The sequence below is a fragment of the Pseudomonas sp. A-RE-19 genome (assembly GCF_019956555.1).
Lineage (GTDB): Bacteria > Pseudomonadota > Gammaproteobacteria > Pseudomonadales > Pseudomonadaceae > Aquipseudomonas.
The window spans coordinates 22,329-41,950 of sequence record NZ_JAHBDQ010000001.1 but is presented as its reverse complement, the minus strand read 5'-3'; the positions used below and the strand labels follow the sequence as shown (position 1 = coordinate 41,950).

20 protein-coding genes are annotated in these 19,622 nt (G+C 57.9%); 7 read left to right on the top strand and 13 right to left on the bottom strand.

What is annotated here, in order from left to right; all coding sequences use genetic code 11:
- Position 1: 1 nt before the first annotated feature.
- From KGB14_RS00205 to KGB14_RS00170, 8 genes are all read right to left on the bottom strand, one after another.
- Positions 2 to 820 carry a transporter substrate-binding domain-containing protein gene (locus KGB14_RS00205; protein ID WP_223483571.1) on the bottom strand — a complete coding sequence of 273 codons (819 nt, stop codon included), beginning with the start codon at positions 818 to 820 and terminating at the stop codon, positions 2 to 4.
- Positions 821 to 1,219: 399 nt separating this feature from the next.
- A complete protein-coding gene (locus tag KGB14_RS00200) occupies positions 1,220 to 1,579 on the bottom strand; it encodes a DUF6124 family protein (RefSeq protein WP_223483570.1) in 360 nt (119 codons plus the stop codon).
- Positions 1,580 to 2,092: 513 nt separating this feature from the next.
- On the bottom strand, positions 2,093 to 2,842 hold the full coding sequence (locus KGB14_RS00195; protein ID WP_223483569.1) for an AraC family transcriptional regulator: 750 nt from the start codon (positions 2,840 to 2,842) through the stop codon (positions 2,093 to 2,095).
- A 71-nt stretch (positions 2,843 to 2,913) separates the two neighbouring features.
- The gene (locus KGB14_RS00190; protein ID WP_223483568.1) at positions 2,914 to 4,170 is read right to left on the bottom strand and encodes an FAD/NAD(P)-binding oxidoreductase; all 1,257 of its coding nucleotides are present in this window, start codon (positions 4,168 to 4,170) and stop codon (positions 2,914 to 2,916) included.
- On the bottom strand, positions 4,167 to 4,403 hold the full coding sequence (locus KGB14_RS00185; RefSeq protein WP_223483567.1) for a (2Fe-2S)-binding protein: 237 nt from the start codon (positions 4,401 to 4,403) through the stop codon (positions 4,167 to 4,169). Before KGB14_RS00185 ends, KGB14_RS00190 begins: the two co-directional genes overlap by 4 nt.
- Positions 4,396 to 5,511: an NAD(P)/FAD-dependent oxidoreductase gene (locus tag KGB14_RS00180; RefSeq protein WP_223483566.1), complete on the bottom strand. Its 1,116-nt coding sequence runs from the start codon at positions 5,509 to 5,511 to the stop codon at positions 4,396 to 4,398. Before KGB14_RS00180 ends, KGB14_RS00185 begins: the two co-directional genes overlap by 8 nt.
- Positions 5,508 to 6,440 carry a 4-hydroxyproline epimerase gene (locus KGB14_RS00175; protein WP_223483565.1) on the bottom strand — a complete coding sequence of 311 codons (933 nt, stop codon included), beginning with the start codon at positions 6,438 to 6,440 and terminating at the stop codon, positions 5,508 to 5,510. The genes KGB14_RS00180 and KGB14_RS00175 overlap by 4 nt, the downstream gene beginning before the upstream one ends.
- A 106-nt stretch (positions 6,441 to 6,546) precedes the next feature.
- A complete protein-coding gene (locus tag KGB14_RS00170) occupies positions 6,547 to 7,218 on the bottom strand; it encodes a GntR family transcriptional regulator (protein ID WP_223483564.1) in 672 nt (223 codons plus the stop codon).
- A gap of 225 nt (positions 7,219 to 7,443) precedes the next feature.
- Here KGB14_RS00170 and KGB14_RS00165 point away from each other — a divergent pair, with 225 nt between their 5' ends.
- From KGB14_RS00165 to KGB14_RS00150, 4 genes are all read left to right on the top strand, one after another.
- Positions 7,444 to 7,809, top strand: a complete 366-nt coding sequence (locus tag KGB14_RS00165) for a metalloregulator ArsR/SmtB family transcription factor (RefSeq protein ID WP_223483563.1) — start codon at positions 7,444 to 7,446, stop codon at positions 7,807 to 7,809.
- Positions 7,810 to 7,889: 80 nt separating this feature from the next.
- Positions 7,890 to 8,894 (top strand): ArsJ-associated glyceraldehyde-3-phosphate dehydrogenase, encoded by a 1,005-nt coding sequence (locus KGB14_RS00160; protein ID WP_223483562.1) that lies wholly within the window; start codon positions 7,890 to 7,892, stop codon positions 8,892 to 8,894.
- A gap of 9 nt (positions 8,895 to 8,903) precedes the next feature.
- Positions 8,904 to 10,124 (top strand): organoarsenical effux MFS transporter ArsJ, encoded by a 1,221-nt coding sequence (gene arsJ / locus KGB14_RS00155; RefSeq protein ID WP_223483561.1) that lies wholly within the window; start codon positions 8,904 to 8,906, stop codon positions 10,122 to 10,124.
- Positions 10,125 to 10,457: 333 nt separating this feature from the next.
- Entirely contained in the window at positions 10,458 to 11,057 is a 600-nt protein-coding gene (locus KGB14_RS00150) for a serine protease (RefSeq protein WP_223483710.1), read from the top strand.
- A 65-nt stretch (positions 11,058 to 11,122) separates the two neighbouring features.
- Here the strand turns inward: KGB14_RS00150 and KGB14_RS00145 are convergent, their stop codons facing one another.
- Together KGB14_RS00145 and KGB14_RS00140 are read right to left on the bottom strand one after the other, a co-directional pair.
- The gene (locus tag KGB14_RS00145) at positions 11,123 to 11,539 is read right to left on the bottom strand and encodes a hypothetical protein (RefSeq protein ID WP_223483560.1); all 417 of its coding nucleotides are present in this window, start codon (positions 11,537 to 11,539) and stop codon (positions 11,123 to 11,125) included.
- Positions 11,540 to 11,710: 171 nt separating this feature from the next.
- On the bottom strand, positions 11,711 to 12,952 hold the full coding sequence (locus KGB14_RS00140; RefSeq protein WP_223483559.1) for an MgtC/SapB family protein: 1,242 nt from the start codon (positions 12,950 to 12,952) through the stop codon (positions 11,711 to 11,713).
- A gap of 241 nt (positions 12,953 to 13,193) precedes the next feature.
- Between KGB14_RS00140 and KGB14_RS00135 the strand changes: the two genes are divergently transcribed.
- Positions 13,194 to 14,030 (top strand): undecaprenyl-diphosphate phosphatase, encoded by an 837-nt coding sequence (locus tag KGB14_RS00135; protein WP_223483558.1) that lies wholly within the window; start codon positions 13,194 to 13,196, stop codon positions 14,028 to 14,030.
- Positions 14,031 to 14,098: 68 nt separating this feature from the next.
- Here the strand turns inward: KGB14_RS00135 and rfaH are convergent, their stop codons facing one another.
- The 3 genes from rfaH to galU form a co-directional block, all read right to left on the bottom strand.
- Positions 14,099 to 14,605, bottom strand: coding sequence for a transcription/translation regulatory transformer protein RfaH (gene rfaH, locus KGB14_RS00130; RefSeq protein ID WP_223483557.1), 507 nt, complete (start codon positions 14,603 to 14,605; stop codon positions 14,099 to 14,101).
- Positions 14,580 to 15,032, bottom strand: coding sequence for a phosphomannomutase (locus tag KGB14_RS00125; RefSeq protein ID WP_223483556.1), 453 nt, complete (start codon positions 15,030 to 15,032; stop codon positions 14,580 to 14,582). The genes rfaH and KGB14_RS00125 overlap by 26 nt, the downstream gene beginning before the upstream one ends.
- 76 nt (positions 15,033 to 15,108) lie before the next feature.
- On the bottom strand, positions 15,109 to 15,942 hold the full coding sequence (galU, locus tag KGB14_RS00120) for a UTP--glucose-1-phosphate uridylyltransferase GalU (protein ID WP_223483555.1): 834 nt from the start codon (positions 15,940 to 15,942) through the stop codon (positions 15,109 to 15,111).
- A 603-nt stretch (positions 15,943 to 16,545) separates the two neighbouring features.
- Here galU and KGB14_RS00115 point away from each other — a divergent pair.
- Together KGB14_RS00115 and KGB14_RS00110 are read left to right on the top strand one after the other, a co-directional pair.
- Complete coding sequence (locus tag KGB14_RS00115; protein WP_223483554.1) at positions 16,546 to 17,040, top strand: low molecular weight protein-tyrosine-phosphatase; 495 nt, start codon at positions 16,546 to 16,548, stop codon at positions 17,038 to 17,040.
- Between the two features lie 44 nt (positions 17,041 to 17,084).
- Positions 17,085 to 19,313 (top strand): polysaccharide biosynthesis tyrosine autokinase, encoded by a 2,229-nt coding sequence (locus tag KGB14_RS00110; RefSeq protein WP_223483553.1) that lies wholly within the window; start codon positions 17,085 to 17,087, stop codon positions 19,311 to 19,313.
- The last annotated feature ends 309 nt before the right edge of the window (positions 19,314 to 19,622 follow it).

Below are 19,622 nucleotides of genomic sequence, written 5' to 3'. Positions count from 1 at the left end.
CTCAGTAGTAGACCTGTGGCACGGTCAGGTTGGTCGGCGCAATGTCGGTGCCGACCCATTTGACGAACAGCTCCTTGTAACGACCGGTACGCACCTGCTGGTTGACGAACAGGTTGAGGTAGTTGAGCAGCCCATACTCGTTGCGTTTGGCCCCGAGTGACACATAGTCGATCACGTACGGCGCGTTACCGGCGACTTTCAGGTTTTTGTATTTGCCCGACTTGAGGGTGGCGGCGGCCACGGTGTTGGTGACCACGGTGGCGTCGATATGGCCCTGGGCGACGGCCAGCAGGGTGTCGTTCTGCGACTGATAGGCGCGGAAGGTGCCGGTGCCCCAGTTCTTCACATCTTTCTCCAGGGCGATGGCTTCATAGGTGCCACTGGTGTTGCCCACGGGTTTGCCCTTGATGTCATCGAAGCTGTTGATGCCGGTGTCATCGCGGGTCAGCACGACCATCTGGAAGGCGAAGTAGGGCACCGTGAGGCCGACGGTCTTCGCTCGTTCGAGAGTGTCGGAGGTGGAGGCGACGATCACGTCGGCCCGCCCGGAGACCAGCGCCGGAATGCGGTCCGGGAATGGCGTCTCGACCACCTCGGCCTCAACCCCGAGGATTTTCGCCAGGTCATGGCAGTAGTCCACGTCGAAACCGGCCGGGTTGTTGCCCGCATCGCGAAAACCCATGGGCGGGAAGTCCAGGGTCACGGCGCAGCGCAGCTTGCCCGAACCGATGATGTCGTCGAGCTTGTCGGCCTGGGCGGTGGCGATAAAGGAGGTACTGAGAACAGCGCTGAGGGCTACGGCAAATGCGGGGTTTTTCATAGAGGCCTCGTTGATGTGAAGTGCTGTTGGATATCGTATTGGGGATTTCGTATACGATATTAAATATAGCAATCAACGTGCCCGTTTCCAGGTAGGGGCGTGAATTTATTATCAGGCCTTGAAGTAGAGGTGTTGCGGTGCGTCAGAGTGATGCCGTGAGGGGCGAGGTCCGCAATGGCGGGTGTTACAGATGGGAGCAATGGTTGTGCGGGGCGCCCCTTTAAGGAACACCGGTTCTACGCTCCTTTCATCTTTGGCATTTTTGAAACCGCTGAAAATCAAAAGATCGCAGCCTGCGGCAGCTCCTACGGGGGATTGTGTTCGACCGCGGTATGGCGGAGAACACCGAATCTGTAGGAGCTGCCGAAGGCTGCGATCTTTTGACTTTGCTTTTGCTGGCTAGCCTTGTGGATCGAGGTTATCCAGCACTCGGTTGACGGCCAGCTCACCCAGCATGACCACCGATTGAATCCCCAACATCACGTTGCGATGTGGCATGTCCATCAACCCGGCGAACTCACTGAGCATCATGCTCGCTGACGCCAGGGATTCGCAGGCGTTGACCAGCAGGGTTTCGTTATCGACCTTCGCACCGACGTGGTAAATGGTGCTGGGTTTGCGCTGGGTGTCTTTGGGGATGGGCGGTTTGAGGTAGTGATCGAGGGCGCGGTCGGCGGCTTCGTTGAGTTTTTTGGAATCGAGGGATTCGTAGGGGGAGGTTGGATCGGTTTCCGGCGGGTTAGGTGTTGGTTTGAACATGGTGAAGCTCCTTGATGAGTGGCGCTACCGCCGTTCGCGGTCAAACGAACAAGGTGGCAGCTGTACGCGGGTTGACCGACCGGACATCAAGGAATCCGGCACACCCGAAGGTGTCCCACGCACAGCCACCGCGACACGATATTTCAGACATGCCTGAAACAGGTCTTGGACGCTGGCGCGCCTTGATTGATTCGGACGGTCAAATCCGATCGCTGATTCGTCAGCGACCCGGAAACGATAGAACCCGGCCTCAAGGCGCACAAGCCGGCGGATTCTGGCGTAGTCGTAGGCAACGGCGCAAGGATGTGTAGCCTGGGTGAGTGTCTGGAAGTGTCGTTTAAACAGTGCTTGTTTAGCCGTCTGACACTGAGCCTTATGGTGGCTGCACCGGCCTCATCGCGAGCAGGCTCGCTCCCACATTGGATCTGCGGCGTTCGCAAAAAATGGATTCACTGCAAATCCCCTGTGGGAGCGAGCCTGCTCGCGATGAGACCCGAAAGAACACCACATTCCCTAACGCTGATTATCCCGAAACTGGCTCGGCGAAAGACTGGTCAACGCCCGAAACTGCCGGCTAAACGCACTGTGGTCGGTGTAACCGCAGCGCAGGGCGATTTCGGTGATCGGCAGTTCGGTGTGCAGTAACAGCCGCGAACCTTCTTCCAGGCGCGCCTTGTGAATCATCTGCCGTGGGGTGAGCTGGAATACCCGTTTGCAGTGACGTTCCAGTTGCGCCACGGAATAGCCGGCGATGGCGGTCAGTTCGGCGAGGCTGATGGCGCGGGCGAAGTGGCTGCGGATGTGCGCATCCACGGCGGCGAGTTTCTGGAACGCGGGATGGTTGGACTGCGGCGATTGCAGGTCACGGGAGATTCCGGCCAGGCCCACGATGTGACCCTGTTCATCTTGCAAGGCGAGTTTGTGGGTCAGGCACCAGATCGGCTGATTACCGTAATACAAGTGCAGTTCCAGTTGGTCGGACAGTTCGCGGCCGCTGGACAGTACCCGTCGATCCTGTTCGGTGTACAACGGGCCGAAGCGTTCCGGGAAGACCATTTCGGCGGTGAGCCCCAGCAGTTCTTCGCGATGTTTGAAACCGCAACGTCGGGCCAGGGTCTGGTTGACGAAGGCGTAGCGGGCTTCGCGGTCCTTGATGAAAAACACCACGTCCGCCAGGGTATCGAGCAGCGGCGCAATCGGCTGCAGACTGTTGAGCAGCGTTGGCAGGTCGCAGGGTTTGAAGGTGCTGAGCGAGGGATACATGGCGCTGGGGTCCGATGGCGACCCCGGGATCATAGAGGCTCGGCAGCGTGGCTGAAACCCCCGAGGGGGTTTCAGGTCGGCGGGGTGTCGTCCAGGCACATCAAGGTCTCGATTCGCGCCGGGCTGAAGGGTGGGCGGGGCGCTGAAGGTTGCCAGCCGAACAGATGCTGCACCGCACCGCCACACACCCGGCCCTGACAGGCGCCCATGCCGCAGCGGCTGGCCAGCTTGGCTTCGCGCCAGTCAGTGTGCCCGGCCAATGCGGCGTAGGGCACGTCTTCGCAGCGACAGACCAGGGTGTCGGGGCGGGCCAGGGATTTGAGCTGCGGGTCGAGGGCGAAGGCCTGATTCAGTGCCTTGGCGAAACCCTGCCAGCGTGCCCGACGTGGCCACAACTGGCGTGCCGCTTCAAGGTCACCGACCGCCGCGTGGCCAGCAATTGCACCTTCGACCAACGCCAGTTCACTGCCACCAAACCCGGTGCATTCGCCTGCCGCATAATGATCGGCACGGCTGCTGGCTTGCCAGGCATCCACCGCCAACGCCTGATCTTCGATGGCATAACCCAGTGCCTGGCCCAATTGAATGTTCGGGATCAAACCGAAACCACAGGCCAGCCGATCACATTCCAGTTCGATGATTTTGCCTTGCTGTTGCAGGCGCACGCCTTCCAGTCGGTCAGTGCCAAGGGCGGCCAGCACATGAGTCGCGGTGCGGTAACGGCGGTCGAACAAGCTGAACGATTGCAACCATTTGGCGGGCCAGCGCGGCAGTTGCGCGGCGAAACCGGCGACGGCGGTGCGCGAGGCTTGCTCGGCGATACGTTGTACCTGCGCGCCATGCTTTTTCGCGGTGGCGGCACTCGCCAGCAATAGCGGGCCGCTGCCGGCGATCACCACGCGTTCACCTTGCACAGGCACACCCGCCTTGATCAGCGCTTGTAAGCCACCGGCCCCGGTCACGCCAGGCAATGTCCAGCCGGGGAAGGGCAGCAGCAACTCGCGGGCGCCAGTACAAAGAATCAGTTTGTCGTAACTGATCAGCCAGCCGTCGTCATCATCTTCGACCAACAGTTGTTTCGGACCGGGGCTGGCGATCACCCGCGTACCGGCGTGATGACGGATGTTGCTGCACGACGCCAGACGCTCACGCAGTCGACGGGCCTGATCAGGCACGTTGGCTTGAGGGCCGTCACGCCAGATTTGCCCGCCCGGCAGCGGATTGTCGTCGAGCATGACGATGCGTGCGCCGCCGGGTGCGGCAGCAAGGGCGGCGGCCATGCCAGCGGGGCCGGCACCGATGATCAGCAGATCGGCGTATTCGTTCATGGGCGTGTCTCCACCTGCATGCCGTCCCGGCACAGGGTCTGGCAGGCCAGGCGTCGGCGGCCGTCGATGGTCACCCGGCATTCCTGGCAGATGCCCATGCCGCACAGCGGTGCGCGACGGTGGCCACTGACCGACGTGCGCGTGCAGCCGTCACTGCCTAACGCCAAGGCAGCGGCGACGCTGGTGCCCTCGGCCACCTTCAAGGCGCGGCCGTCCAGCAGCAATTCAGGCATAGGCAGGTTCTCCGAGGAAACGCTGGGGCAGATAGGGTTGTGCGGTCAGTGGCGGGGATTCGTTGAACAGTTGCGCCACCAGCAAGTCGGCCGTGCCGGGGGCCGTGGTGACGCCCAACCCTTCGTGACCGACGGCCAGCCACAAGCCCTGACGCTGCGGATGTTGGCCCACCAGTGGCAGGCCATCGGGGCTGGCGGCGCGAAAGCCGGTCCAGGCGCGGATGCCGTTGAGTCGGGCCAGCCCCGGCATGTACTCGGCGGCGCGCTTGAGCATTTTCGCCAGCATCCAGCCTTCGACTTGTGGGTCGGTGGTACCGAATTGTCGCGAGGCACCGATGAACAATTGCCCGGTGGGGCGCGGCTGGATATTGCAGGCGGTCGATGGCCCCGTGGCGTTGTGAGCGCTGGTGACGTAACCCAGTTCCACCAGGGTGTGGGTGACGGTGCGGGGGTAGCGGTCGGTAATCAGCAGGTGACCTTTTTTCGGCTCGATGGGCAACTCCGGGCACAGTTCACTGGCCTGAATACCGTTGGCCAACACCACCGCTTCGGCACTCAACCAATGGCCGTCATCGAGGCATACGCGGTTGCCATCGACCGCGCTGACCCGCGCCCGGCGTTGACGGATGTTCGGCGTGTCGAGCATCCAGCTGGCCGTTGCCGGCGCATAAAGAATGCCGTCGCCATTGATCAACAAACCGCCTTCCAGACCTTCGCGCAGTTCCGGTTCACGCTGGTGCAAAGCACTGGCACTAATCAACTCGCACGCCACGCCCTGGGCTTGCAGGTTCAAGTATTTGCCATGGGCGACCGCCATTTCCTCGGCGTTGGCCGCCAGCCACAGCGTGCCATTGTTGCGGTAGGCGCAGCCGTCGGGCAGGTCCGGCGCCAATTCGCGCCAGCGTTGCAGGGAATATTGACTCAGGGCCAGCTCGGCCGGGTTGTCGTCGAGCACCAGCAGATGGCCCATTCCCGCCGCCGTCGCACCGTGCAGGCCGGCGTCCAGCACCAGCACCTGCAAGCCGCGACGGGCCAACGCCTGGGCACAGGCGGCGCCGATGATGCCGGCGCCGATCACGATCACATCGGCCACAAGGCCCTCGTTCACGGACGAATGCCCCAGGCGAACGGGTCGTCCTGTTCGATGATCAAACTGGCTTCGGCGCTGATGAAGGCACGACCGCGAATGGTCGGCACAACGCGCTCGCCCTGCCATTCATAAGAGCCTTCGAACTCGCTGCCGATGACACTGGCCTGGCGCCAGATCTGCCCCGGTTGCAATTTGTCGTCCGCGGCCAGGCACGCCAGTTTGGCACTGGTGCCAGTGCCGCACGGTGAGCGGTCATAGGCCCTGCCGGGGCAGAGGACAAAGTTGCGGCTGTCGGCATGATCATCATCGGCGAACAGCTCGACATGGTCGATCAGCCCGCCGTCTTCGCCACGAATACCCTGGGTTTCCAGCGCCTGCTGCACGGCGTAGGTATAAGCGGTCAGCGCTTCGAGATTGTCGCCAGCCACCCGCAGGCCATGCTCGGCGATCAGGAAAAACCAGTTGCCGCCCCAGGCGATATCGCCGACCACCTGACCGACATCTGGCACCTGCAACACCAGCGCCTTGCGGTAACGGTAGGCCGGTACATTGCGCACGCTCACCGAATGATCTTCGTGCAGGGTCGCCTGCACCGTACCCACCGGCGTCTCGATGCGATGCACGCCAGGGCTGATCTTGCCCAGATGCGCCAACGACGCCACCAGGCCAATAGTGCCGTGGCCGCACATGCCCAGGTAACCGGTGTTGTTGAAGAAAATCACCCCGGCACAGGCGCTCGGGTCGACGGGCTCGCAGAGCAGGGCGCCCACCAGCACGTCGCTGCCACGAGGTTCCAGCACACAGGCGGCGCGCCATTGATCGTGATGTTCGGCGAGCAGCTTGCGGCGTTCAGCCATGCTGCCGGTGCCCAGGTCGGGGAAGCCGGCGGTCACCAAGCGGGTCGGTTCGCCGCCGGTGTGGGAGTCGATCACGGTGATGCGTTTCATGGGAAGGCCACGTCCGTTCAGATGAGTGAACGAAAGAGTGGCCTGTGCAGCGGGGTGCCGGCTTGATGGATTTATCCTGTGCCAGTGACGAAATCAGCACAGCATCCTAGTGCGCGTGAGGCAGGTGCTCGAACAGGGTTTTGCAGACCCCGGCAATGTGCTCGTCCAGCAGCTTCACCGCCAGATCCACATTCCCGGCACGACAGGCTTTGATGATCTCACGGTGCTCGTGATCAGCCCGATCCTTGCCGGCCGACAGGCTCATCTGCATGCGCAGGTAGCGCTCCAGCTTGTCGTTGACCGAACGAATCAGGCTGACCAGAAACGGCCGTTGCGCCGGTTCGTATAGACAGGCGTGCAGCTCCCAATTGAGCTCGGCCCAGCGGCCCACGTCGTCCTCGCCAATGAACTCCTGACAGATGCGCTCGGCACGGGCGAAGGTTTCTTCGGTCATGTTGGGAATGGCCAGGCGCAGTATTTTGTCCTCCAGCAACATCCGCACTTCGAACATCTGCGCCAGTTCCGCATCGGAAACCCGCGTGACCATCGCCCCGCGATTGCGCTGGAACATCACCAGCCCTTCGGCCTCCAGCCGCTTGAGGGCCTCGCGCACCGGAATCTTGCTGACGTTGAACTGGCGGGCAATGTCGTCCTGGCGAATCGGCTCATCTTCGGCGAAATGCCCGGCGACAATCGCGTCCCGCAGATGACGGGTGATGATTTCCGAGGTCGACGGCGTATTGCCAAGGTCGGGAGCGTTGAGTTTGGGTAGGTTCACGGCGGCGGTCGTTTGGAGTGAGATAGCGATAGGGTATACGAAATTCTTTTGCTGATCTTCCTTGGTCCGCGCTGGTTGGATGCAGAGTCGCTACATTTACCGCTTTACCGTACATGCGGGAAAACATATATTCGGAAATTCGCATATGGGCGGGTTCCCTATGTCCCAAAAGCCCGTGTTCATTCGCGCGCCTTTGATGCGTGAAACCTAACGCCGAGAACCGAAATGGCTGACCCTCTGACGCCGACCACTGTTTTTAAATGCCTGGCTGACGACAACCGGGTCCGCATGATGCTGCTCATCGCCCGTGAGGGAGAGCTGTGCGTCTGCGAGCTGACCTGTGCGTTGAACGAGAGTCAGCCCAAGGTTTCCCGCCACCTGGCGCAGTTACGCACGTGCGGATTGCTGTCGGACCGTCGACAAGGCCAATGGGTTTACTACCGACTGCACCCCACGCTTCCGGATTGGGTGCATCAGGTTCTGACTGTCGCGTTAGAAGCCAACCAGCATTGGTTGAGCCCCGATGCCAAACGCCTTGAAGACATGGGTGACCGCCCTGAACGGGCAGCCGCCTGCTGTCCGGTTCGATGATTCCAAGAGCGCTATTGCGCAGGACAATGACCATGCACGATGAAACGTGTCAATCAGCGCTCCATTTGAAGGGGGAAAACATGACTATCAAAGTGGGCATTAACGGTTTTGGCCGGATCGGTCGCCTCGCTCTGCGCGCAGCCTGGAGCTGGCCAGCGTTTGAATTTGTGCAGATCAACGATCCGGCCGGTGACGCGGCGACCCATGCGCACCTGCTGAACTTTGACTCGGTGCATGGCCGTTGGAATCACCAGGCCGATTCCGAGGGCAACAGCATCATCATCGACGGCAAACGGATCAAGGTGACGGCCAACAAGGCGATTGCCGACACCGACTGGTCGGGCTGCGATCTGGTGATTGAAGCCAGCGGCAAGATGAAGACCGTCGCGGTGCTTCAGGCTTACCTCGACCAGGGTGTGAAACGCGTGGTGGTCAGCGCCCCGGTGAAGGAGACGGGCGCGCTGAACATCGTCATGGGCGTCAACCATCAGCTGTTCAACCCGGCGGAACATCGCATCGTCACTGCCGCGTCGTGCACCACCAACTGTCTGGCGCCGGTGGTCAAAGTGATCCACGAGAAACTGGGCATTCGCCACGGTTCGATCACCACTATTCACGACTTGACCAACACCCAAAGCATCCTCGACCAGCCCCACAAGGATCTGCGCCGTGCCCGTGCGTCGGGCATGAGCCTGATTCCAACCAGTACCGGCTCGGCCACCGCCATTGCCGAAATCTTCCCGGAGCTGCGCGGGCGTCTGAATGGCCACGCCGTGCGTGTACCGTTGGCCAACGCTTCGCTGACGGACTGTGTTTTTGAAGTCGAGCGCGTCACCACTGTCGAAGAGGTGAATCAACTCCTTAAATCGGCTGCTGAAAACGAGCTGAAAGACATCCTCGGTTTCGAGGAGCGTCCGCTGGTGTCCATCGACTACCGAACCGACCCGCGCTCATCGATCATCGATGCGCTGTCGACCATGGTCATCAACGGCACCCAGGTCAAAATCTATGCCTGGTACGACAACGAATGGGCTTATGCGAACCGCACCGTCGAACTGGCCAGAATGGTCGGCCTGGCCGTTTAAGGAGCGGTGATGAAAGCGTTGTCAGCCCTCGCTCCGCCAGTGCGGCAGTACTTGCTCGTGACGGGCAATTACTGGACCTTCACCCTCACTGACGGTGCCTTGCGCATGTTGGTGGTGCTGCACTTTCACGGGTTGGGCTACAGCCCGTTGCAAATCGCGGCGTTGTTTCTGTTCTACGAACTTTTTGGCGTGATCACCAACCTGGTGGGCGGTTATCTCGGCGCTCGGCTGGGCCTGAACCGAACCATGAACATCGGGCTGGGGATGCAGGTTGTGGCGCTGTTGATGCTGACGGTGCCAGTGGCCTGGCTGACAATCCCCTGGGTGATGGGCGCTCAGGCGTTGTCGGGGATCGCCAAAGACCTGAACAAGATGAGCGCCAAAAGCTCGATCAAATTGTTAGTGCCTGATGGGCAGCAAGGCACGCTTTATCGATGGATAGCACTGCTTACCGGTTCGAAGAATGCACTTAAAGGTGTTGGTTTCTTTCTCGGCGGGGCATTGCTCGCCCTGATCGGGTTCAAAGGGGCATTGCTGTCCATGGCAGGTGTTCTGGCATTGATCTGGGTCAGCAGCTTGATTCTGTTGAAAAAGGATCTGGGCAAGGCGAAGGCCAAGCCCAGGTTTCGCGACATCCTGTCCAAGAGCCGCGCCATCAACATTCTGTCCGCGGCCCGAATGTTCCTGTTCGGCGCACGCGATGTCTGGTTTGTGGTGGCCTTGCCCGTTTACCTGAGTAGCGTCTTTGGCTGGGATTTCTGGAAGGTCGGTGGATTCCTGGCGACCTGGGTGATCGGCTATGGCATCGTGCAATCGTTCGCGCCGCGAATCACCGGCAAGCAGCGAGGACATGTCCCTGATGGTCGCGCAGCGTTTCTGTGGGCGCTTGCGCTGGCAGGCCTGCCCGCGGCAATTGCTCTGGGGCTGAACACCGGGTTGTCGCAACAGGTGGTGCTGCTAGGCGGATTGATGGTCTTTGGTGCGTTGTTCGCGGTGAACTCCTCGCTGCACAGCTACCTGATCGTCTCCTACGCCAAGGAAGATGGCGTATCGTTGGATGTGGGCTTCTACTACATGTCCAACGCCATGGGGCGGCTGATCGGTACCGTGCTCTCTGGCTGGATTTATCAGGCTTTCGGGCTGGGGGCCTGTTTATGGATATCCAGCACATTTGTTATTTTCGCAGCACTGATCTCCATTGCGTTACCGAGGCATGCCGAAGTGATTTGAAAGACTCAAAGTGCCTGTTTTACTGAGCTTTATTTGCACTATTGGAACTTCCATTTCTATTGTTTACTTAGCCTGATGTCATTTTTCAGGCGCCAAATATTTCACTTTTTTATATGGGTCTAAAAGCACTAGGACTTAGCGCAATTCGTTCATACCCATTATTAAAAACTTCAGCCATAAATAACCAACCCAACCCCAAGGAGGCCACAAGAACCTGACAACTAAAGATTCGCCCACAACAAAAACTCAATTCTCCTAATAAGTCGGTGATCCATCATGATTAAATTCATGGCCTGCTTTTTTATAGGAGCTGTTCTTGCAGGATGCAACGGTATGGTTAAGCCCGACTTGTCGGGGCCTACCAACGATTCATATTTTTCCGTCTTCTCGGGCTTTCCTTTGCCTTATCTGTACACGGCCTCGGCCGTGCAATGGAACGAAGACTATGCCGTCACTACCCGCCACACCCCGCTCATACCCAACGTGATATACAGCTGCAGTACCGGCTGTGATCTCGTCTTCATCCAGCACAAGGCCAACGGTCACTATCCGTCATGGCGCGCCCCACGCATGGGTGAGCACATCACTGCCGCGGGGACGAGCCCGTATATGACGACTGTCAGCGGGCAAGGCAAGATATATCCCGCGCCTTTCATCAATAGTGATGAAGGCAGCGGCGAACGCTATGCCATCCATGATGCCCCGATGATCAAGGGGATGTCGGGTGGCCCCGTTATCGCCAATGACGGCAGCATTGTCGGTATCAATGTCGGCTTTTTCTCCACCACCCTTAATGATGTGAGTTTTCACCCCGGGTTAAAGGGGGCTCAGAGGGTCAGTATCTTTATCCCTTACTCGATCATTGAACGTGAATGGGAACTGATGCAGGTGAAACTTAACGATCCGCACGGCGCGAAATATGCGAATAAGTAACTCGCCACGGAGCCTGTTCTGTATCGAGAGCCCTGCAACATGTTCACAGTCACCGGGCAAGCGGATCAAAGAATGGATCCGCTGCCAAGTGACCTGGAAAGGGGGGCTCGGCGGCCGGGGCGGTTTTTTTTGAGGGCGCGCGCCGAGATATCCCGATAGGTATCACTATCGGTCGCCGCAAGCAGCTTTCCACCGTCCTTTAGTGTCGCCATAAATGTCACCTCGGTGTTATTGCCAGCGAGTAGGTAGCCGGCGATGGCGCCAACGGGACCGAGCAACATGGCGCCCGCGATACCCAAGCCTATGGCAGTCTTTATATTCTTGTTCGAATCGGTGTTCTGGACGGTCAGATCTTTAAATTCCGAGACCGAGAGACTTTTTCCAAGCCGCGGTTTGAGGGACGTTTTGAGGGTGATGGTTCCAAGGTGATATTCCCCGTCGCCCTGCGGGAAGTCACCGGCGAGTACTATGATCTTTGCCATTTGGAGTGTTCTCTTGGGCGATCATTTTGGGGGAGACATTGCGCGCGCCCGACGTCAAAACGTCAATGACCCGACGATGAGTGGCATCGATAGATAGGTCACACACAAGTATCAGTCCTGTAAAACAATTTCATTCTCAGGCGTCCCTCTGCAATCAGGTCGCTCAGCGCTTCATCCATGAATGAATGCGCCGCCCCAGAGTGCGCACAGCAGCAGTATCTGGCCCGGTATCACATGCCTGGAAAATTGCGCTCCACCGCTGGTCCAGGCGACGAAACACTTAGTGCAGGCATTGGTACTCATGGCCGCGACAATCGGTAAAACTGCGCTGGCCGCCGGTAGCTGGCCGGACGCGACCAATGAGGCGGCAGAGGCCGAAGCCGCGTGAGCATCGGCAAAACCACCCAGAACGGTCGCAATAAACACGCCTCGCGGACCGAGCCAGGCCAAGAGTGCAGCCGATAATAACGAGATGCCCGCAATACTCACCGCGACCAACAGCGCCAGCTTGATGTTAAAAGCGCCACCGACATCAGTGGCCGGGTTGCTCTTGGTATTTCTGCCCAGATAAACGAATACCAAAGCATAGATCAGGGTCGTCGCAAACCCCAGGGAGAGGGGCAGCCACATCAACTCAAGCGTCGGAAGGCTGACGGCGCCCAGGACGATGCTCATTTGAACCGGGGTTGCGAGCGAGGACAAAATCGCGGCGGTACTGGCCGGCAACATGAGCGCCGGCTCTGCGCGAACACGACTGCCCATGACCGCGATGGTTGCAGTGCTGGATGCGAAGCCCGAAGCGATGCCGGTAATGGCAAGTCCATAACGTGTACCGACCAGACGCATGGCGACATGCCCGGCAGCGCCGATCGCCATTATCAAGACCGTCAGGGTCCAGACCGTGCGCAAATTGATCGCCGCGAACGGGCCGATAAAACGGTCCGGCACCAGTGGCATGATGACCAGTGCGGCGGTGGCCAGGATCAGGCCATCACGGATCTCGCGCTCGGACAGCTGCGTGCGGACAAAACGATGCAGGCTTTGGCGATAGGTGAGCAGCAGGGACAGGACGACGCCGAAGGCAATGGCCAGGGTCGGGTCGTATGAGCACAGTCCACCCAGCATCAGGACCAGTAGCAAGGCGATCTCGGTGGTCAAGCCACGGTCTCGGCTCCGGGTCCTGAAATAGGCCGCGGCCACCAGCGCGGTCACGCCAAGCAGTGTGATGGCAAACAATAGCTCCCCACCCAATAGCATGGCGACATAGCCCAGCAATGAGGTAATGGCGAACGTGCGCAGGCCGGCAAAACTGCGTTCCTTGCCTTCGCCTTTCCTGCGCTCGCGCTCCAGCCCGACCCATAAGCCGATGCCCAGGGCGGCGGCGAAATTGGCGATGCTGTCGAAATTATCCACGGTATGTTCTTCCGGTCCGCTGGGCGCAGTGCTCGGGCTTTGGCCATGCAGGTTAGAGCGTAGGTCATTTGCAGGAGGCCGGACCTGGTGCTGCGACATGGACGTTTTATAACGTTTGGCTCAAGCGCGCAGATAATGCGTTTTAATTCTCCGTTGGTCCGACAGGTTTAATCGCGATCAGGATTTAGAGGCTCGGCATCATCAACAGACCTTTCAGTTGAGAGGCACTAACGGGGGATTAATGGACTTCTGGACCACCACACAAGTATCGATTCTAGGGTTGGTTGAAGGGCTCACAGAGTTTTTGCCGATCTCCAGTACAGGGCACCAGATTATCGCCGCGGACTTGCTCGACTTTGGCGGTGAGCGAGCGATGGCGTTCAATATCATTATTCAATTGGGGGCTATTCTGGCGGTCGTCTGGGAGTTTCGTCGCAAGATTCTGGAGATCACCACCGGCTTGCCGACCCAGCGCAATGCACAACGTTTCAGTCTGAATTTGTTGATCGGTTTTTTGCCGGCGGTTGTCTTGGGCGTGATGTTCGCCGACAAGATTCATGAGTATCTTTTCAACCCGATTACTGTGGCCGTGGCGCTGGTGATCGGTGGAATCATCATGTTGTGGGCGGAGCAACGTGAGCATGTGGTGGTTATCGATCACGTTGACGAGATGCGCTGGACCGATGCCTTGAAAGTCGGTTTTGCGCAGTGCCTGGCAATGATCCCCGGCACCTCGCGCTCAGGGTCGACGATTATCGGCGGCTTGCTGTTTGGCCTGTCGCGCAAGACCGCGACCGAGTTTTCGTTCTTCCTGGCGATGCCGACGATGGTGGGGGCTGCGGTGTACTCGGGCTATAAGTACCGCGACCTGTTCCAGGCCGACGACTTGCCGGTGTTTGCCTTGGGTTTTGTGGTCGCGTTTTTCTTTGCAATGGTTGCCGTGCGCGGTTTGCTCAAATTCATCGTCAACCATAGTTATGCCGCGTTTGCCTGGTATCGGATCGCGTTCGGTTTGCTGATCCTGGCGACGTGGTTTTTGGGTTGGGTCGACTGGAATCACCTTTCAGAGGGGGCGTAGGTTTTCCTGCGAACATAAAAACGCCGCTTATTACTGAGCGGCGTTTTTGTGTGGGTAGCCAAGGGAATCTAAAGCTTGTTAACCCCTGCCAATGGCAGGCTGATGCGCTGTTCACGCTGCAGGAAGTTCATCATCAACAGCACCCGTTCATCGCCGTCCATGGCCAGGAACACCGCTTCGAGATCGGAGAACGGGCCTTCAGTGATGCGCACCGTGTCTCCCTGCCTCAAAAGCGTTTTCACGATCGCCTGGCTGTCCCGTTCCTGGAGCTCGTCAATCAGCTCATCGCGGATCGGCAGTGGCTGGCCGCCAAACCCGACGACGCGCGAAACGCCACGGGTCGAGCGCAGCGGGCCCCAACTGTCCTGAAGGCTCAGTTGAATGAACAGATAGCCCGGAAACAGCGACTCGCTGATCACCCGGCGCTGGCCGCGCAAAACGCGCTCACGCCGGTAGGTGGAGCGAAAACAGGCATAACCCTGGCGCTGCAAATGTTCTTCGGCGCGCTCATCTTGCTTGGGTTTGCACTGGAGCAGATACCAGGCTTTGTCAGCGTGTTCGGCAATCGCGTTCATTTAAAGGCCCCCCTGCATCGATTTGCTCAAGCAGTTCGGCGGTTTTGCGCTGCATTAATGAGCGGTCGCCGCGGCTTTCCACGGTCAGGCAAATCACGCAACCATCGTCCAAAAGACGCAAGCTCAGACGCCAGTCGGCAAAGACCAGGTTCAGCCCATCGTTCTCGTCGATGTCGAGGGCGTCGGCGGCATAGTGCCGCTTGATGCTCGCCAACAGCGCCGGACCCTCCTTGACTTGACGGCGGATCTCCCCGGAGGAGGGGAAGGCGCCGATGCGTTCCACCAGCAGCACCGGCGGTTTCCGCACGCGGGGAAAGATCAGCTCCGACGCATAGGCGCGCACGATGAGGTACGCGAGGTTGTTTTTAAGGTCAGCGCCATACGGGCGGCGACTGTCATCTGCCTTGAAACCGCTCAATGTCTTCATAGAGGCTTCGTCCATAGGGTAGTAAAGACCGAAAAATCGATTCGATAACGCACACGTTTGTCAGGGTTCAGCGCTGTCACAAGGTGTTCTGATGAAGGTGCTCAAAACAGAAGTTGGTGGCTTCGATGTAACCTTCGGCGCCGCCACAATCGAAGCGTTGGCCCTTGAACTTGTAAGCCAGCACGCAGCCGTTCTGGGCCTGTTTCATCAGTGCATCAGTGATCTGGATTTCACCACCCTTGCCAGGTTCGGTGTCGGCGATCAGGTCGAAGATATCGGGGGTCAGAATGTACCGACCGATAATGGCCAGATTGGACGGGGCGTCTTCCGGGCGGGGCTTTTCGACCATGCTGTTGACCCGATAAATACCCTCGCGAATCAGCTCGCCGGCAATCACGCCGTACTTCTGTGTTTGCTCACGGGGAACTTCCTGAATGGCCACGATTGAGCAACGGAACTGCTGATAGAGCTTGATCATTTGCGCCAGTACGCCATCACCCTCAAGGTTCAGGCACAGGTCATCGGCCAGCACCACGGCGAAGGGTTCATCACCGATCAACGACCGGCCGCTGAGAATCGCGTGCCCCAGGCCCTTCATTTCCACCTGACGGGTATAGGAAAAAGTGCAGGTGTCGATCAGCTCTCGAGTGCCTTCCAGGAATCGCTCCTTATCGGTGCCGCGAATCTGGTGTTCCAGCTCGAAGCTGACATCGAAATGATCTTCCAGCGCTCGCTTGCCCCGGCCGGTGACGATGGCCATGTGTTGCAGACCGGCATCGCGCGCTTCCTCGACGGCGTACTGAATCAGCGGCTTGTTGACGATCGGCAGCATCTCCTTCGGCATGGCCTTGGTGGCAGGCAAAAAGCGGGTCCCATAGCCGGCAGCGGGGAATAGGCATTTACGAATCATGGAAGCGTCCTTGAAAGTAGACAGATGGAATGGCTAATGGCAGTAGGAAAGGTCCGGCTCATGTTGTCGGAACCGGCAACGCTGGAGAGTGCGGGCTCTAAATGGCCCGATCACTCGATAAAACGTTCGCAAGCCTCAGTCGGCAGCGAAAAGGCCTCTACGCTATGTTTCGCGCCAGGCGCAGGCAGAGGAAAGATCGGGCGGTCGGTTGGCCGGCGAGCATGCCTGGTTGTTCCATGGCATCCTCCTGACGCAACCCGCTGTAAACAAAGTTATTGCCCAAGGCATCTTTTACCCAACTTCTAACCGAATGTCTGACGCCCTGGCAATGCACTAGCGGAACGACTATATATTAGCCGTTCGCTATTTTGGTGTAATTTAGATTGAATGGTCGCGGGAAAACGGCAATTGTTAGAAATTGTCTGGATAAATTCTTTAACTGTTATTTTCAGTATTAAAGAGCGAAATGTTATTTATTGTCTGAAAAAAAAGTTGGGGGCTGTTCAAACGTCATGGTAATAAATACGCACTGATTGTTTGAAAGTCTCAGCTGTAGTTGCCGGGGTTACAAATACCCGGACTCATTCGTAGTTTAAAGCTCTTATGTTCGGCAAGTGCTATGTCACCGCCAATGTTGACAAGACGGGGAATGTTATCTTGCTTAAAAGGGTTTTGATTGTCTGCGTCGGCAATATTTGCCGCAGTCCCACCGCGGAGCATCTGTTGCGCGGGGCACTCGTCCATTCCGATATCGAGGTCAGCTCCGCTGGCCTTGCCGCCTTGGTAGGCAAGCCCATCGAGCCGACGGCACACGCTGTACTCAAGGAGCACGGTCATTTGCCCCATGAGCACCAGGCCATTCAACTCACGCCCCAAACCGTCAGCGAGGCGGACTTGATTCTGGTGATGGAGCGGCGGCATGTCGGCGGCGTGCTCAACATTGCCCCCGAAGCGCGAGGCAAGGTGTTGCTGCTGGGCAAATGGCAAGACGATCGCGAAATCAGCGACCCCTACCGCCAAGGCAAACCTGCTTTTGTGCACGCTTATGCGTTGATCGAAGAAGCCGTACTCGCATGGGCACAGCGCCTGGCGCGCTGATGGCCACTCCTTTTGAATCGTAATACAGGCAAAGAATACGACTTATGCAGCAAGCACCGGTAGTCAACGTGCGGGACGACGACAATGACGAGATTGATCTTCTCGGCCTGTTTGGAACACTCATCGACCATAAATGGCTGATAGCCGCGGTTACCGGTGCCTTTATGGTGGCGGGTGCCGCGTACGCGGTGCTGGCGACCCCGGTGTACCAAGCGAATGCGCTGTTGCAGGTTGAAGCGAAGAAGAATGATTTGTTGGGCTTCTCGGATATCGGCAGCATGCTGGGCAAGGAGTCTCCTTCGGCCACCGAGATCGAATTGATCCAGTCCCGCTCCGTGATTGGCAAAACCGTCGACAACTTGAAGCTTGATATTGTCATACAACCGAAGTACTTCCCGGTGGTCGGTGAGTTCCTGGCGCGTCGATTCCAGAATAAAAACCCCGGTGAAATAGCCGACCCATTATTGGGGTTGAACAGTTTCGCCTGGGGAGGGGAGTCGCTGAAGATATTCAAACTGGATCTTCCCGACTCGCAACTGGGCAAAAAGTTGACCCTGACCGCGGGTGAGAGTGGTCATTACACCTTGGTGGACGAAGACGACAACCTATTGGCAGCCAGCCAGGCGGGACAACTTTTCGAACAAAATGGCGTTACGTTTCAGATAGAGGAAATGCACGCCAATCCTGGAACACGCTTTCGCATTATCCGTAATTCCCGCCTGACCAGTATCCTCGACTATCAAGAGGCTCTTGATGTAGTCGAGCGCGGAAAAGAGTCGGGCATGATCGGGTTAGCGCTGGAAAGCACAGACCCGGACCAAGCTATTAAAATACTCAATGAAATTGCCGCTATTTATGTGCGGCAAAACGTAGAGCGCACTTCAGCTGAGGCAGCGCAGAGTCTGGCATTTCTCAAAGAGCAACTTCCGGTGGTCAAGAGGGACCTGGAAAAAGCCGGAGATGCCTTGAATGAATACCAGACTCGCAGAAAGTCCGTGGACATCACGCTCGAAACCAAAGCCATTCTCGATCAGATTGTCGGGCTCGATACCAGCATCTCCGAATTGAAGTTGCAGCAAGCCGAGATGGACCGCAAGTTCACCCGTCAACATCCCGCCTACCGCGCATTGTTGAGCCAGATCGGTGAGTTGAGCAGCAAGCAGAAAAGTTTGGCGTCCAAGGTGGAGAGTCTTCCCTCTACCCAGCAAGAACTGCTGAGCCTTACCCGGGATGTAGAGGTCGGTACGGCCATTTATACCCAGTTACTGAACAAGTCTCAGGAACTGGATGTAATGCGTGCGGGTACCGTCGGTAACGTGCGTCTGATCGACACTGCGGACGTCAATTTCCTCAAACCAGTCAAACCGAAAAAAGCCTTGATTGTGCTGGTAGCCACGATTCTTGGCGGTTTCCTGGCGGTGGCCTTGGTGCTGGTACGCAAAGCGCTGAACCGGGGGCTGGAAAGTCCGGAAGCCATCGAGCAACTTGGGTTGCCGGTCTACGCGTCGATTCCTTACAGCATTCTGCAGAAAACCGAAGACGATAAAGTCTCCCGCGGACGAGGGCGTTCCGGTGCAGGTTCTACTTTGCTGGCTGTCAGTCACCCCACCGATCTGGCAGTCGAGGCATTGCGCAGTTTGCGTACAAGCCTGCACTTCGCCATGCATGAGGCTGACAATAACCGCCTGATGATTTCCGGGCCCAGCCCGCAGGTGGGTAAAACCTTCGTGTCGGTCAACCTCGCGGTGGTGATAGCACAAACCGGGCTGCGGGTATTGTTGGTCGACGTCGACATGCGTAAAGGCTATCTGCACAAAGTGCTAGGTGTTTCTTCAGACAATGGGCTCTCCGATGTCCTGGCCCGACGCTGCGACATCACCACAGCTATCCATAAGACCGGAATCGACAACTTCGATTTTGTCAGTCGAGGCCAGATCCCGCCCAATCCTTCCGAGTTACTGATGCACGCCAATTTCAGCGCGCTATTGGAGCAGGCGAGCGAGCTATACGATCTGGTGATTCTCGATACGCCGCCACTACTGGCGGTGACAGACGCGGCGATCGTCGGGCGTTTGTCCGGGACCAACCTGATTGTGACGCGCTATGGCCTGAACCCGGCGAAAGAAATCGAGTTGACGGTCCGCCGGTTCTCGCAGAATGGTGTTGTTATCAAAGGTGCGATTTTCAATGGCGTGGAGAGAAAAGCCTCCAATAAATATGGCTACAGTGATTATGGCTATTACCACTATGCCTACGCCTCCGATAAAAATTGATGAGTATTAAACTGGTTGCGTCATAAGTTCGGGTTTTTGACGGTATTGCTGTTGTTCTTGAGTTCTTATCGTTATTGCTGCACCGGATCATTAGCCAGCAGGCATGATCAAACCGATATTTCATAGAAACACTACGTCCTGAGGAAGATGACGAAAAATCCTGGGGCGGTAGCGTGCCTTATGCCGCCCCCTTTCTAATCGGCCATCCTTGCCGCCGAACGTGAAGGCTATTAAGGAACCTGGGATTTCTTAGGTTTTCAAGTGGACGGTGTGAGCCGAAAACCAACATTGGTATCGCAGGTAATCATC

Bases quoted from the DNA above. Each gene is read 5' to 3' on its own strand.
- KGB14_RS00145 (WP_223483560.1), bottom strand. From the start codon at position 11,539: ATGGCAAAGATCATAGTACTCGCCGGTGACTTCCCGCAGGGCGACGGG.
- KGB14_RS00205 (WP_223483571.1), bottom strand. From the start codon at position 820: ATGAAAAACCCCGCATTTGCCGTAGCCCTCAGCGCTGTTCTCAGTACC.
- KGB14_RS00150 (WP_223483710.1), top strand. From the start codon at position 10,458: ATGGTTAAGCCCGACTTGTCGGGGCCTACCAACGATTCATATTTTTCC.
- rfaH (WP_223483557.1), bottom strand. From the start codon at position 14,605: ATGAACGCGATTGCCGAACACGCTGACAAAGCCTGGTATCTGCTCCAG.
- KGB14_RS00160 (WP_223483562.1), top strand. From the start codon at position 7,890: ATGACTATCAAAGTGGGCATTAACGGTTTTGGCCGGATCGGTCGCCTC.
- KGB14_RS00135 (WP_223483558.1), top strand. From the start codon at position 13,194: ATGGACTTCTGGACCACCACACAAGTATCGATTCTAGGGTTGGTTGAA.
- KGB14_RS00185 (WP_223483567.1), bottom strand. From the start codon at position 4,403: ATGCCTGAATTGCTGCTGGACGGCCGCGCCTTGAAGGTGGCCGAGGGC.
- KGB14_RS00165 (WP_223483563.1), top strand. From the start codon at position 7,444: ATGGCTGACCCTCTGACGCCGACCACTGTTTTTAAATGCCTGGCTGAC.
- KGB14_RS00115 (WP_223483554.1), top strand. From the start codon at position 16,546: ATGTTCGGCAAGTGCTATGTCACCGCCAATGTTGACAAGACGGGGAAT.
- arsJ (WP_223483561.1), top strand. From the start codon at position 8,904: ATGAAAGCGTTGTCAGCCCTCGCTCCGCCAGTGCGGCAGTACTTGCTC.
- KGB14_RS00110 (WP_223483553.1), top strand. From the start codon at position 17,085: ATGCAGCAAGCACCGGTAGTCAACGTGCGGGACGACGACAATGACGAG.
- KGB14_RS00190 (WP_223483568.1), bottom strand. From the start codon at position 4,170: ATGAACGAATACGCCGATCTGCTGATCATCGGTGCCGGCCCCGCTGGC.
- KGB14_RS00200 (WP_223483570.1), bottom strand. From the start codon at position 1,579: ATGTTCAAACCAACACCTAACCCGCCGGAAACCGATCCAACCTCCCCC.
- KGB14_RS00125 (WP_223483556.1), bottom strand. From the start codon at position 15,032: ATGAAGACATTGAGCGGTTTCAAGGCAGATGACAGTCGCCGCCCGTAT.
- KGB14_RS00175 (WP_223483565.1), bottom strand. From the start codon at position 6,440: ATGAAACGCATCACCGTGATCGACTCCCACACCGGCGGCGAACCGACC.
- KGB14_RS00195 (WP_223483569.1), bottom strand. From the start codon at position 2,842: ATGTATCCCTCGCTCAGCACCTTCAAACCCTGCGACCTGCCAACGCTG.
- galU (WP_223483555.1), bottom strand. From the start codon at position 15,942: ATGATTCGTAAATGCCTATTCCCCGCTGCCGGCTATGGGACCCGCTTT.